General features: G+C 49.0%; 11 protein-coding genes (2 of these 11 cut by a window edge). 1 reads left to right on the top strand and 10 read right to left on the bottom strand.

Annotation, left to right across the window (positions count from 1 at the left end):
* Positions 1-1,081: the 3' portion of an ATP-binding protein gene (locus K4305_RS07740; protein WP_331561840.1), read on the top strand. 245 nt of this gene lie to the left of the window's left edge; only the last 1,081 of its 1,326 coding nucleotides appear in the window; its start codon lies beyond the left edge, outside the window; its stop codon occupies positions 1,079-1,081.
* A gap of 1,060 nt (positions 1,082-2,141) precedes the next feature.
* Here K4305_RS07740 and K4305_RS07735 read toward each other — a convergent pair.
* The 10 genes from K4305_RS07735 to K4305_RS07690 all read right to left on the bottom strand — a co-directional run.
* Positions 2,142-2,888, bottom strand: a complete 747-nt coding sequence (locus tag K4305_RS07735; RefSeq protein ID WP_331561839.1) for a YdcF family protein — start codon at positions 2,886-2,888, stop codon at positions 2,142-2,144.
* 896 nt (positions 2,889-3,784) lie between these two features.
* A complete protein-coding gene (gene glmS, locus K4305_RS07730; protein WP_331561838.1) occupies positions 3,785-5,629 on the bottom strand; it encodes a glutamine--fructose-6-phosphate transaminase (isomerizing) in 1,845 nt (614 codons plus the stop codon).
* Between the two features lie 46 nt (positions 5,630-5,675).
* Entirely contained in the window at positions 5,676-6,857 is a 1,182-nt protein-coding gene (gene wecB / locus K4305_RS07725; protein ID WP_331561837.1) for a non-hydrolyzing UDP-N-acetylglucosamine 2-epimerase, read from the bottom strand.
* A gap of 84 nt (positions 6,858-6,941) precedes the next feature.
* On the bottom strand, positions 6,942-8,147 hold the full coding sequence (wecC, locus tag K4305_RS07720) for a UDP-N-acetyl-D-mannosamine dehydrogenase (RefSeq protein ID WP_331561836.1): 1,206 nt from the start codon (positions 8,145-8,147) through the stop codon (positions 6,942-6,944).
* Positions 8,148-8,163: 16 nt separating this feature from the next.
* The gene (locus K4305_RS07715) at positions 8,164-9,381 is read right to left on the bottom strand and encodes a glycosyltransferase family 4 protein (RefSeq protein ID WP_331561835.1); all 1,218 of its coding nucleotides are present in this window, start codon (positions 9,379-9,381) and stop codon (positions 8,164-8,166) included.
* On the bottom strand, positions 9,378-10,979 hold the full coding sequence (locus tag K4305_RS07710; RefSeq protein ID WP_331561834.1) for an alginate lyase family protein: 1,602 nt from the start codon (positions 10,977-10,979) through the stop codon (positions 9,378-9,380). The genes K4305_RS07715 and K4305_RS07710 overlap by 4 nt, the downstream gene beginning before the upstream one ends.
* Positions 10,961-13,099, bottom strand: coding sequence for a bi-domain-containing oxidoreductase (locus K4305_RS07705; RefSeq protein WP_331561833.1), 2,139 nt, complete (start codon positions 13,097-13,099; stop codon positions 10,961-10,963). Before K4305_RS07705 ends, K4305_RS07710 begins: the two co-directional genes overlap by 19 nt.
* Positions 13,100-13,114: 15 nt before the next feature.
* Entirely contained in the window at positions 13,115-13,903 is a 789-nt protein-coding gene (locus K4305_RS07700; RefSeq protein ID WP_331561832.1) for an AglZ/HisF2 family acetamidino modification protein, read from the bottom strand.
* Entirely contained in the window at positions 13,903-14,517 is a 615-nt protein-coding gene (gene hisH, locus K4305_RS07695) for an imidazole glycerol phosphate synthase subunit HisH (protein WP_331561831.1), read from the bottom strand. The genes K4305_RS07700 and hisH overlap by 1 nt, the downstream gene beginning before the upstream one ends.
* On the bottom strand, positions 14,514-15,000 hold the 3' portion of the coding sequence (locus tag K4305_RS07690) for an N-acetyl sugar amidotransferase (RefSeq protein ID WP_331561830.1). Its footprint extends 653 nt past the window's final position; only the last 487 of its 1,140 coding nucleotides appear in the window; its start codon lies beyond the right edge, outside the window; it ends in the stop codon at positions 14,514-14,516. The genes hisH and K4305_RS07690 overlap by 4 nt, the downstream gene beginning before the upstream one ends.

Genomic DNA, 15,000 nt, shown 5'->3' with positions numbered 1-15,000 from the left:
CATGCAACCATCCGATCTCGAACTCATCGTCGAAGAATTCTACCGGTTGCAACCACATATGCGAGACAGCGGCAAAACATTTTTTTTCCTTGATGAAATACAGGTTGTAAAGGGATGGGAACTCTTCGTCAGAAGACTTCTCGACACCGAAAACATCGAACTGTATCTCTCCGGCTCCTCATCCCGTATGTTATCGAAAGAGGTCGCCACAAGCATGCGGGGCAGGGCTCTTGAAACCACAGTTTACCCTTTCAGCTTCAGGGAATATCTCCGTCACAGAGGAATGGAACCCGCTCATCCGCCAGAACGGTGGAACAAAGCCGAACGCTCGGCAATCGATCATGAACTGGCCGACTACCTGCAGAACGGCGGATTCCCTGAAACCATCGGTATTGAAGAACCCTATCGACGGGAACTGCTCCGGAGCTATATTGACGTAGCACTGCTGCTTGATGTCATCGAACGACACAACATCACAAACCCTCTCGCCCTGCGCTGGATGGTACGCCATCTGCTCGGAAATGCCGCCGGATCGTTCAGTATCAACCGCTTCCACAATGATCTGAAATCCCAGGGATTATCCGTTGCCAAAGACACCCTGCATGCATACCTCGGGCATCTCGAAGACGCCTTTCTGCTCCATACCATCTCGGTAGCAACCGGATCCGAAAGGCGCCGAATGGTGAATCCAAGAAAAATATATCCTGCCGATACCAGCCTTATTCCGCTCTATGAACGCCACGGAAAAGAAAATACAGGCCATGCGCTCGAAACCGCCGTTTACCTCGAACTCGCAAGACGAGGATACCAAACAAGCTATATACGAACAACTTCGGGCTACGAAGTGGACTTTTATGCCCAAAACGGCAACGAAACCCCCGAACTGATTCAGGTCTGTTCAACCCTTGACGACCCGATAGTCAGAAAAAGAGAAACCAGAGCGCTCCACGAAGCCGCAAAAGAATTTACAGGCGCAACCCTGCGCCTGATAACCCTCACACCACTCCGAGCAACCACGCTCCCCGAAACAATCAGCTCCACCCAAGCCAGCGACTGGCTCCTCAACAACATAAAAGAGTGAGGCGCGGGTACGTGCAGGGCTTCCCGCTCACCGCTCACGTCTTCCATCCGTGAAAATCCGCTCCCAATCAGCGGAAACCGCGCTCTTACTCTTCATGGCTGGATGGCGAGATAGCTTGATGGCTCAATAGCCGAAAAGCTCAACACAACCCCCGGTCAACCCTCATCCATCAATCTGTGCAAATCCGTGAAAATCCGTGGGCAACCTCTTCCTCTTCTCTGAAAGATATTGAGGCTACGGATCAGCGTCCCCAAGAAGTATTACAATCTTCCCATCCGTGAAAATCCGATCCCAATCAGCGGGAACCGCGTTCTTACTCTTATATCTGGATAACCCAACACCACAAAAACCCAAAAACATAACACTACCCCCCAGACACCACCTCACCCATCAATCCGTGCCAATCCGTGAAAATCCGTGGGCAAAAATCTTCTCTCTTCAATTCTTCTGTGAAAATCCGCTCCCAATCAGCGGGAACCGCGCTCTTTCTTCCCTCAAAAACCCGGCGGATGAATTGAGCAGCGAAGCTGAACAACTCATCCGCCAATCCGTGAAAATCCGTGTCAATCTGTGGGCAACTCTTCCTCTTCAATCCCTCCCTAATCCAATCCCCAATCAGCGGGAACCGCGCTCTCCCTCTTCAAAAATAATCCGGCGGATGAATTGAGCAGCAAAGCTGAGCAACTCATCCGCCAATCCGTGAAAATCTGTGTCAATCCGTGGGCAACCTCTTCCTCTTCAATCCAACGAGCTGAACTGCTGGATAGCTGAATTGCTTAACGCATAACTCACAACACAATCCCACACTCTTACCTCCGTGCCAATCCGATTTCAATCCGCGGGAACCGCGCTCTTCAATCAAAAATCCGGCTGCTGAATTGAGCAGCGAAGCTGAACGATCCAGCAGCCAATCTGTGTAAATCCGTGTCAATCCGTGGGCAACCTCTTCCTCTTCGATTCATCCCTACCTCTTCCCCGGCCCACTGTCCACCGCTAACAGCACACATTTTTCATCCGTGGGCAAAAATCTTCCTCTTCTCTTCGCTATTCAGCACTATAGCTAACCAGCCATCAAGCCTTTCACAAAATAATACCCCCTCCCCATCAACTCCCGCAACGCCGTCACCGATTGCTCCAATCCATCCGCCGAAGGCAAAAAATCCAGCACCGTCAGACGCTTCATCCCGCTGACCCTGAAATCCACCGGATACGGCTCAACCGTGAACCCGGCCTGCTCGAACAACGCAACCGATCGAGGCATATGAAACGCGCTCGTCACCAGAACAATACGGTTCCCCTTAAGCATTCGGCGAACAGCAACCGCCTCCTCTTCAGTATTCCCGGCAATCCCGCTGATCCGTATCACCGATTCCGGAACACCTGACAGTATCGCTCTCCTCGCAAGCAGCTCGCCTTCAGGTACATACTGTTTCTGCCAGGGCAACTGACCACCAGTAAACACCAGAACCGGAGCTTTCCCGGCACGGTACAACTCCACACCTCCGTCAAACCTGTCCGCAGCTTCACCCCATTCGCCATAAGGAGCGCTTGCAACCTGCTCAACCATCCCGCTCAACACAACAATGGCACCAGCCTGCTTGATCGCGCTAACCGAAATTCTGCCCGAGCCACCCTCCACCTGCCGCATCAAAGCATCGCCAACAACCGGCATACTGGACACCGAAAGCACAACCACTCCCAACCAGAGCAACACCCGCCTCCGAAAAACCAACCCGCCAACAATCAACACCACACACAGCCCCGGCGGCAACAGAAGCAAAGGCAATATCTTATTAATCCACAACACCTTATTTTATTCTCGGTTCGATCTCCATCTAACAGCCAACTTTCTTCACCATAACTCTTAACACATAACCCGTAACACGATCATCTTCCATCCTACGCTCTTTCAATCCGTGAAAATCCGATTTCAATAAGCGGGAACCGCGCTCTTTCTCTTCATGGCTGGATAGCGAGATAGCTGGATGGCTAAATAGCCGAAAAGCTCAACACAACCCCCTGGGAAATCCCTCATCCAAAAATCAGTGCCAATCCGTGGGCAACCTCTTCCTCTTCTCTTCAATTCTTCTGTGAAAATCCGCTTTCAATCAGCGGGAACCGCGCTCTTCAATCAAATAATCCGGCGGATGAATTGAGCAGCAAAGCTGAGCAACTCATCCGCCATCCGTGAAAATCTGTGTTAATCCGTGGGCAAAACTCTTCCTCCCCAATCCCCGCGGCCCCTACGGGCCGAAACCCATACATGGGGGAAGGGCACCGTACCCGCCGGGGTTGACACCCCGGGCTACCGACATGTCGCCCCTACGGGGCTGAAAACCCACAAACCGCCATCTGTGAAAATCCGCTTTCAATCAGCGGGAACCGCGTTCTCCATCTTACCACCAAACAACCCGACACCACAAAAGCCCAAAACCATAACACAACCCCCCAGACACCACCTCACCCATCAATCCATGTCAATCCGTGTCAATCCGTGAAAATCCGTGGGCAAAACTCTTCCTCCCCTATCCCTCCCTAATCCGATCCCAATCAGCGGGAACCGCGCTCTTCCTCTTCAATCAAAAATCCGGCTGCTGAATTGAGCAGCAAAGCTGAACGATCCAGCAGCCAATCTGTGAAAATCTGTGTTAATCCGTGGGAAAAATCTTCATCTTCAATCCCCAGTCTTACGGCTCACGCTCCTCACTCCACCGTCACCGACTTCGCCAGATTTCTCGGCCTGTCAACATCGCATCCCCGCTGCGTCGCAATATGATAAGCCAAAAGCTGCAACGGAATAACCGTCAACAGCGGCATCATAAACGGCGCCGCATGAGGGACATGCAACACATGATCGGCAAGTTGAGCAATCTCCTCATCCCCCTCCGTCGCAATGGCAATAACCCTGCCCTTGCGCGAACGAACCTCCTCGATATTCGACAGCACTTTCCTGTACGTATTATCCTTCGGAGCAATCACCACAACCGGCATCTCCTCGTCTATCAGGGCAATCGGCCCATGCTTCATTTCCGCTGCCGGATACCCCTCTGCATGGATGTACGATATCTCTTTCAGCTTCAGAGCCCCTTCAAGCGCTACCGGGAAGTTGTACCCCCTGCCGAGGTAGAGGAAGTTCGAGGCATCCTTGTACAATGCGGCAATATCCCGTATAGCCTCATTGCTCTCAAGAATCCGGTCAGCCTTATCCGGAAGGTCGTTCAGGCACTGCAAGGCAACCGTTAGTTCCGCTTCCGACATCGACTTGTCCTTGCTGAGGGCAAGCGCCAGCATCGCAAGCACAATAACCTGAGCCGTAAACGCTTTGGTTGAAGCAACGCCGATCTCCGGTCCCGCATGCGTGTAGATACCGCAATCGGTTTCGCGCGCAATAGTGGAACCCACCACATTGCAGATCCCGACCACAAGCGCTCCCCGCTCCTTGGCCAGCCGCAAAGCGGCAAGCGTATCAGCCGTTTCACCCGATTGAGAAATCACAATCATCACATCGCCGGGCCCGATTATCGGGCTCCGGTACCGGAACTCCGAGGCATAATCCACTTCAACCGGAATCCGGGCAAACTCCTCGATCAGATACTCCCCGATCAGCCCCGCATGCCAGCTCGTACCGCATGCACAAATAACTATCCGCTTCGCCTCGCGCAACTGCTCAAGCCTGTCGGCAATACCTCCAAGCTGAATAAGCCCCTCCTCGAGCCTGACCCTGCCACGCATCACATCATGCATGACCATGGGCTGCTCATAAATCTCCTTCAGCATGAAATGCTCGAACCCGCCTTTTTCTATCTCGCCAAGCTCAAAATCAAGCTCGGTCACTGCTTTCTCCTGGGTAATGTTATCGATGGTCTTCACGCTGAAGCCATCGCGCAAAAGCACAGCCATCTCCCCATCCGAGAGATAGACCACCCTCCGGGTATATTCAATTAAAGGAGCCGCATCCGACGCCACAAAATACTCCCCATCACCAATACCGATAACCAGCGGGCTTCCTTTCCGGGCCACAATCATTTTCTCCGGTTCACGGCTCGATATCACGCAAATACCATAAGCTCCATCCACAATGGTAAGCGCCTGCCTCACCGCCCCTTCAAAATCAAGAAAAGGAATCTGCTTCCAGAGATGATCTATCAGATGAACAAGCACCTCCGAATCGGTATCGCTTGCAAACCTGTACCCATGCTTTGTAAGCTCGGTACGAAGCGCCGCATGGTTTTCAATTATACCGTTATGAATCAGGGCGATATCTCCCTCACCACTCACATGCGGATGCGCATTCCTGTCACTCGGATCCCCATGCGTCGCCCACCGCGTATGCCCGATACCAAGCGTAGCACCCGAAACGCTGCCATTACAAGCAGCCACCGCCTCACCAAGCGCGGCAACATTCCCCTTCTGCTTCACAACCCGCATTTCGCCGTTCAAAACGGCGATGCCAGCCGAATCATACCCACGGTACTCCAGCCGTTTCAGGCCCTGCAACAACAAAGGCGCAGCCTCGCGCAACCCGATATATCCAACTATTCCACACATAATTTCAGATTTTATTTGGGGGATAAAACCAATTTTCTACAACCATTCAAAGTGCCTCACCATTAGCCACTAACACAACACTCATAGCTTCAACAATCCTCTCACAAGCTCTTCCATCGCCATAAGGATTATGCGCCTTTGACATTTGCAGATAATGCCCATCGTCATCAAGCAACCTGCTGACTTCACTCACAATCAACGCTTTATCTGTTCCAACCAAACGAACTGTACCGGCATCAAGAGCTTCAGGACGTTCAGTGGTATCTCGCATAACCAGCACAGGCTTACCAAGTCCCGGAGCTTCCTCCTGAATCCCTCCCGAATCGGTCAACACCAGATAAGATCGATTCATCAGATACACAAACGGCAGATAATCAAGTGGCTCGATGAAATGCACATTACTAACCTCTTGCCCCTCACCAAACACTTCCATGATAGGCTTCCGGACGTTCGGATTCAGATGCATGGGATACACAAAATCCACATCCGGATATCGTTCCGAAAGCTCTTTAATGCCGTTACAAATATTCATGAATCCATCACCGAAATTTTCCCGGCGATGCCCGGTTATCAGAACCAGCTTTCTTTCGCCACCAACCGTCCAGCATCGAACCAGATTTTTCGATAAACCAAATGCTCCGAGTGTTTCAAGTACCCGGTTTTCAATATCAGAAGTCGCCTCGATTTTCTGCAAAACCCAATACAATGCATCGATCACCGTATTTCCGGTTACCTGTATATTCTCCGGAGGTACATTTTCACTGAGCAAATTATCACGGCTCAGGGATGTTGGCGCAAAATGCAATGAAGCCAACCTGCCAGTCAGTTGACGATTCATCTCTTCCGGCCATGGACTGTAGCGATTGTGGGTTCGCAGACCAGCCTCAATATGCGCAACCGGTATCTGCTCATAAAAACCCGCAAGAGCCGTTGCCGTTGAAGTGGTTGTATCCCCATGCACAAAAAGCACATCAGGTTTTGCGTCACGCAATACATCCCTCATTCCAAGCAAAACCCTCGACGTCACATCATAAAGGTCCTGCCCCTTTTTCATTATATCGAGATCATAATCTGGTACAATCTCAAATAACTGCAACACCTGATCAAGCATCTCCCGATGCTGACCGGTAACAGCCACTACTGTATTAAATGTTTCGGGATATTTTTCAAACTCCTTGACAAGCGGAGCCATCTTGATTGCTTCCGGACGGGTTCCGAAAACAATCATAACTTTTTTAACTCTTGGGGAAATAGACACAAGGACGGATTTTAAATGAAGGTATAAAGCAAAAAAACCTTCGATAGGTTACGGTTAATTACGTTTAAACACACCTGCATAATCAAGTATCACTTTATCGTCGCACCAATCGAGCGTTTTAAACTCTTTATGAGCCACAAGAAACACGATAATATCAGCATTTTCATAAGCCTCTTCGACGCCAGTCAGTTTAAACACACTGTGCTCCTTGATATTCGGCTCTACGACAAGAAAATTATCCTGCTCGCTCTGCATCACCTTCTGCGCAATGTACTTCGCCGGACTCTCGCGCAGATCGTCGATATCAGGCTTGAACGCCAACCCCATCAATGCAGTCAGGGGCTTACGACCATGCTTCAACTCAAACTCGAGCATAGCGTTCTTTATTTTTTCGGCACACCAGAACGACTTGTAATTATTGATTTCTCGTGCCGTACCGATTAAACGCGACTCTTTCGGATAATCCGCAACAATAAACCATGGATCAACCGCAATACAATGCCCTCCAACGCCTGAACCTGGCTGCAGGATGTGCACGCGCGGATGCCTGTTCGCCAAGGCAATCAATTCCCAGACATTAATACCGGCCTTGTCACAGATCAGTGACAACTCATTGGCAAACGCTATCTGCACGTCACGTGATGAGTTTTCTGTAAGCTTGCACATTTCTGCAGTTCTCGCATTGGTCGCATGCAACTCCCCTTCTACAAACAACCGGTAAAACTCGATAGCTTTTTTTGTAGACGCCTCGTCAATCCCTCCGATGACACGGTCATTATGCACCAGTTCATACAGCACATTACCGGGAAGTACTCTCTCGGGGCAATAGGCAACGTACAAATGTCCCTTAAGTTCTGGTCGCTCCCTGAAAATCAGCGCAGCCATCTTTTCAGTTGTTCCGACAGGAGAGGTGGATTCGATGATATAGGTATCACCTTCCTTCAGCAATGGTAAAACCTTTCTCGTAGCTGCCTCGACAAACGAAATATCCGGCTCATAGACACCCTTGAAAGGTGTAGGCACAACCACAAGATGAACATCAGCCACCGTCGGCTCAGTAGATGCTTGCAGTTTCCCGCTCTGCACCCCCTCACGCACAACGTCGGCAAGCCCCGGCTCAACAATATGTATTTCGCCCTTGTTGATCGTTTCGACAACGCGAGTATTCACATCCACACCATGAACATGAACGCCCTTGTGTGCAACAACCGCAGCGGTCGGGAGCCCGATATATCCGAGACCAATAAACTGAACAAGCATAGAATTCCTGAATTAATTATGATTGAAAAGCAAAATGTTTCAGATGCTCAAGCATCTCAGTAGCAAGCCTTTTGCGGTCAAACGCCTTGGCTAACCGTGCACCACCCTCCTGGCACTGCTGATAAACAGACTTATCGTTGTACAAGAGATCAAGCTTCTCTAAAAAATCAGATTCATTTTCAGGTTCGAAAAACAAACCGGCGCCATAGCTCTCTACGAGCTCACGCGCTTCGCCATCAACACCAAGCAAGAGCGGTTTCTGCATAGAGGCAGTCTCGAAAATCTTGGACGGAATTACCGTTGTAAAAAGATCTGTTTTGCGAAGTGGAACCAATGCCACATCGGTAACGGAGAGATAATCAGCAATAAGATCCTTAGAAACAGAATCAAGAAAGGTCACGTTGCTGCAGCCAACCAATGCAGCTAACTCCATCACATTTTTCTTTTCAGCCCCGTCTCCGATAAAGAGAAAATGGATATCAGGATTCTGGACCTTTGTGGCGCAACGAACTATAAAATCAAGTTTATGTGCCATACCATGCGTCCCGATATAGCCAACTATAAACTTTCCCTCGAGCCCAAGAGAGGCAAGCAACTCACAACTCTTCACGCGAGGCCTGAACAACTCAAGGTTTGCCCCGTTTTTCACCACCGCGCACTTCTCCCTCTCAATCCCCCGTTCTGTAATAACCCGAACAAAAGAATCCGTCACCATTACAATCCCTGCGGCCTGACGGTAACAGCGCATCTCTTCCCATTCCAGATATCGTATCGCGGCGTTATCATCCATTCCGCCAACATGTTTGATCGAGGCTGGCCAGAGATCACGAACCTCCATCACCCAGTGTTTCCGCTTCACCCACGCCAGGTTACGCCCCGACATAGCTGTAAAGAACTGTGGGGACGTCGCAACAATTACATCCGCATCATAGAACAAGCCAACAAAAAACGACGACACTCCGAAACTGATATAATCGATCGTTCTTTTAAGAAACCCCTCATTCGCCGTGATATAACTCCATACCCTGACTACCTTGATCCCATCCATTTCCTCCTTCTGTAGCAGCCTGTTCCGATATCCCTCATACACATTTCCCTGAGGAAAATTCGGGGCACAGGTAATCACCGTCACCTCAACCCCCTGCTTCACCCACTCCCTGCAATGTTCATACGTTCGGGTAGCTGGTGCATTCACTTCAGGAGGAAAATTGTCAGTGAGAAAAAGAACCTTCATAACAGAATACTGGTCAAAAGCTTATCACTGAACCGAACCTTCACACACACCGCCTCACGCCGCTTGTTAAACCCTTGCGCCTGCTGATAAGGCTCAAGCACAATCCCCTCAGCACCCTCAAACTCCACACTAATACCATCAGCCACAACTCCGGATGCACGCTGTTCAACCTGTATACCATACTCAAAATGCAGACAGGCAACTGCTGATTCAGGTTGCCCGCTTACTTCATCGGCAATAACAATGTCCGAGTCAGTAAACCGCCAGTCCCTCTGGTGCACCACACCAAGCGCTCGATAGCCGTCATGGCTTGCCGTAAGACGATCACCATCATCTTCGAGTACCCTTACCCGTGCTCGCTTTCCAACCCTGAACCCGCCCCACACATCGGATGAATTAATGCTATTCACCAAAACGGTGTTATGCGCAGCTGTACCACGCTCCTCATCACGCAACGAATTCTTTTCATAGGTAGAAATACCGGTATCGACAAGAAACGGCTTACCATGTACCTGGAGTACAAAATTCAATGTATCGGCATGCGCATGCCCTGGAATGTAATCAGGACCGATTTTCCCAACATCAGCTATACATGTATAGGCCGCACGGTCATACCGCCGGTATCCCGATTCTGAAAGCAATACACTTTCAGGCACTGATAACCCCAACCGCTGGGCGTAAGAAAAAAGCTCCTCTGAAGAAGGAGCTATACCATCAGTTGCATCATTCAGATGAGGAATAGAACCATCAGCCAATGTCATGGTTTGCAACCACCCAAGCATCGACACAGCTTTTTCCCGCATAAACCCGAGAAGCTTTTCCTGTTCTGAAAACCTCTGGTTATGCAGCAGCAGATTCACGCAATCAAGCAACCGGTCCAAAAGAATCTGGTGATACATGGGAGACAATTCAAAATGCGCCCCATCAACAAGCACCTGTTCCTGCAGTTCTCGCAACAACAGCTTCCTGCTTTTATCAAACCATGAATACTCACCAAAGTAAACCGCTCCGAACAGCAACGAAAAAGCGTTCTCGAGCAGATGATTGCCAAGCAAATGAAACTCTAACGTCCGGGAAAGAATATGGTACTGGGAATACAGCAATCTGTCAATGTCCTTATAACTAATACCATATAGTGACAAAAACTTGATCCAATTGATCCCCCGAAGTGACACAGGATATGGCTCTATTCCAACCTGCATAGAGGGCAACGCAGCAACATACTGCCTGATCAACCCTACCCCGATCTCCTTCTCCAAATCAGGCTGAAGCAGATAATCAAAGTAGTGCAGATTATACAGCCAGAGCTTGCCATACTGCATGCACTCCCAGTCAACCGCATCATCAGGGAAGGCTAACGAGAGATTCAGAAAAGTATACTGCCCCTGTTGAAACGTACACGGCTTAGCAATAAACTCAGCAAGGCGCAAACCAACCGTCTCTACTGCAGAAGCAACACTGACCTCAGCATCATACGAGACCGGCCTAACCGCCCTTCTGAAACGATAATACAACTGGAAGAGCACCTGCTCAGGCTTGAGATGCCTGAGCGTATAGAGATACCGAAAAACCTTACCCGTCACTGAACCGTAATCCATTCCCCTCGCTTCATCGACTCGATAGCAGCAAAGCTTGCCTTGGTGGTATTCACCAGGTCACCAAACGGAATCAACGCTTCACCACCCTTCTGCAACCGTTCCACAAACAGACTGAACTGCTTTGCATGCCCCTTATCCTGCGCAGACGAAGCAGACTTAAACTTGCCAAACCCGTACCCCTGCAGCTTGCGCCAGTTATCCAGAACAAGCACCTTCTGCTGGCTGAACACCTCGACCCGCTCCTTTGCATAGGCTTTACTGCCATTTGCAAAATAGTTGATCACTGCATTGCTGCCGTTCTCGTATTTCAACAGGATACTTGCATTATCTGTCGTTTCATCAGGGTTCACGCCCATCGCATTCATGCAGACGGCCGTCACACTGCTGCCAGCCAGGTAGGAACAGAGATCGATAAAGTGACATGCTTCCCCGATAATGCGCCCACCCCCGACTTCCGGATCATGCACCCACACATCCGGAGGAATGGCACCGGCATTCATGGTAGCCACAATGTTTACAGGAGCCACATTGTCACCAATAAGCTCTTTCATTTTCAGGGCCAACGGAGCGAACCGCCTGTTGAACCCGACCATAACAGTTAGTCCTGAGTGCTGAGTGCTTAGTGCTGAGTATGCGGACACAATCCCTTCAAGCTCCTCGCTGTTCAGAGCAAGTGGCTTTTCAACAAAGACATGCTTCCCTGCCTGCAATGCTTCAACAACCATGGAGGCATGCGTATTGTGCCGCGTAGTAATCACAACGGTATCAACATCCTTATCCTGAAGCATAAGCTTGTAATCAGAGGTAGCTTTAGCAGCCCCGAACTTCTTGGCCAGCGTTGTAGCAGTTAACCCTCCAGAACTGGCTATATACTTCAGTACGGCAGGCGTTTTTTCAAGACAAGGCAAAATGGTGGAACTCGCAAAATTACCAGCCCCGATAATCCCCAGCACAGCCTTCTGAGCTGTATAGGCATGTTCATCAAGGCTCACAACAACTTCAGGCGCACGCCCATTCTGACTGTACTCAAGAATAGACGCAATCGATCCCGGCTTTTTCATATCACCATAGATCTGCGCATACTCCTCCAGCTTGACCCGCTCGGTAATCAATCGTTTAACATCGAGCTGCCTTGCAGCAATCGCTTGCAGTACCGCTTCGAAATTGCGCTTCTCGGTCCAGCGAACATACCCGATCGGATAATCCTGCCCTTTGTTCTCGTAAGCCTCATCATACCTGCCCGGACCATACGAACAGGAAACCTGGAACGACAACTCCTTCTTGTAAAAATCATCACGACGAAGCTTGAGCCCAACCACGCCTACAAGAATGATCCTGCCCCGTTTTCGCGACATCTCCGCCGCCTGATGCATGATCTCGTCACTCGAGTTCGATGCTGTAATTATCACTCCGTCAGCCCCAATATCCCGGGTATGTTCCAAAACGACAGCAACCGGATCAGCCCCGTGGGCCAGGTTCACCGCATGCACACTTTTCTCCCGCACCAGAGACACTTTCTGCTCATCAAAATCAAACCCGATAACAACACATCCATTTGCTCGAAGCAATTCAGCGGTAATCAACCCGATCAAACCCAGACCAATAACAACAACTGTCTCACCAAACATAGGAGCAAGCAGCCGGATTCCCTGCAAAGCAATAGACCCGATAACCGTAAACACAGCCTCCTCATCACTCACGCCGTCAGGCACCTTGGCTGCCAAGTTGACCGGTACCAATACATATTCAGCATGAGGCCCGTTCGATGCGACCCTGTCTCCAATCCGAAACTCGGTTACACCCTTTCCTACAGCAACAACCTCACCAACATTGCAATACCCAAGCGGCAATGGTTGCCCGAGCTTGTTCATCACAGAATCATACGTAGGCTTGATCCCGTCCGTCTTCACCTTGTCCAGCACCTGCTTCACCTTGTCAGGCTGCTGGCGAGCCTTGTCAATAAAATTAGCCTTGCCGAAATCAACCAGCATCCGCTCAGTACCGAGCGACACCAGTGTTCGGGATGTTCTCACTAAAATATGACCAGACTTAACCTGAGGAACCGGAACCTCCTCAAGAATGGTCTGACCGTCTTTGATATCCTGGATAATTTGCTTCACCTTTTGTCAATATTTTTAACTATACAATTGAAAACCTGCCCTCTGGTACAACGCAACCTTTTCCTTACGATTCGGATAATTGATCAGTACTGCCCTGTATTTGCCCTTAAAAACAAAGATGCTGCCAGCAGCAGCACCAATAATACCATATCTCTTGACCAATGCCTCAATATCTTCAAGAGAGCCTGCTCCTCCAAGTACTGTTAGTGGCAATGTCACAACCTTACGAATTGAATCGATCAACTGAAAATCATATCCCTTCAACTCGCCATCAAAATCAACCGAATTCACAACAATCTCACCCGCTCCTGCATCAGCCAATTGCCTAACAAAATCCACAGGGTTCAAACCTGTTCTACGCATACCGTTATGCGTCACGACCTCATAGTGTCGTAACAAGCCGGTTTTTTTGACATCAAGCACAACAACCACACTTTGGCTCCCAATACGTCTAGCAGCATCAGTAATTAACTGCTGATTTTCTATTGCAGTTGCACTTATGGCAACCTTTTCAACACCCAGGCTGATGATCCTATCAAACTGATCTATAGTGCGTACACCTCCGCCATAACAAAGCGGCATCCGACATTCCGCCGCCAGATGGGATATCATCCGATAGTCAGGTTCAACACCATTGACTGTCGCATCGATATCCAACACAACCAATTCATCTACCTCTTTCTCATTATAGATACGAACAGCATTAATTGGATCACCCACATATTTAGGTTCACCAAACCTGACCGTCTTCACCAAACCGCCGTTATGAATTAATAAACAAGGAATTAATCTAGGTCGTAACATCAGGCAAGCTCCGCAAAATTCTTAAGTAAGCCAATTCCCCACTCATGACTTTTCTCCGGATGAAACTGGGTTCCATACACATTACCAGATCTAACCGCCGCAGTGAAAGATATACCATATTGCGCGGTAGCAATTGTAATTTCTTTTTGATGAGGTTTCATAAAAAATGAATGCAAAAAATAATATCGGGGAGTATCAAGACCCCTGAATAGCAAATCACAGTTACAAGGCTCAACATCATTCCACCCCATATGAGGCAAATGTGTTTGACCGTTCAAATACTGAGAATCAAATTTTACAACTGTTGCATTAATCCAGCCCAAACCAGGGAGAATACCTTCCTCACTGCTATGAGCCAGCATCTGCATGCCTACACAAACACCTAAAATGGGTTTCTTTTTGACAAGTACTTCTTCATCAAGAGTCTCGCGCAATCCGGAATCCTGCAACCTAGTCATTGCCCAATCAAATGCGCCTACACCGGGTAGAATAATTTTTGATGCCCTCCGTACATCAGATGGCGTTTTTGCAACCAATACCTTTATTCCGAGTCTTTTATAGATGTTAGCAAATGCCTGTATATTCCCGAGCCCATAATCCACAAGAGCTATCATCGCTTTCCTCCAATTTCAAGCCCTAAAGAACGCATAACACGCGCCCCAAAATCATAGATCTGTCGTTGGTTCTTATAATTTCGATAAGTTTTCTTTGGCAATTCCATATAGCTATTCAGCTCATCTACAGTAATCCCCAGCTTATTGGCCACAAACTCAAGCTCCTGCCCTAGTGTAGCTTCATCATAACTTGGCAGCTTCAATAGTTCGAGAGCTTCATCGCGATTCATCTGTCCTGTAACAATCAAACTTGAATACTGAACGCGTCGGACATCAAAGCCAAAACGCTGAGGAAGCCAATAACTTTCATAGAATTTTGTAAACCGAGACTCAAAATGCTTCTGGGGATAGGGTTGCCAACCAAAACGATCCATTAATAGCTGCTTGGCATCTTCCTTTATATATGGCACATAATTTAATGGCCGAACAACTTTAATGCCTTTGAAATAGGGCAGCCAGACTTTATGCCATAGAATTGAAGTA

Source organism: Chlorobium sp. (assembly GCF_036528655.1).
Lineage (GTDB): Bacteria > Bacteroidota > Chlorobiia > Chlorobiales > Chlorobiaceae > Chlorobium.
This window is presented reverse-complemented; position numbering and strand designations above follow the sequence as displayed.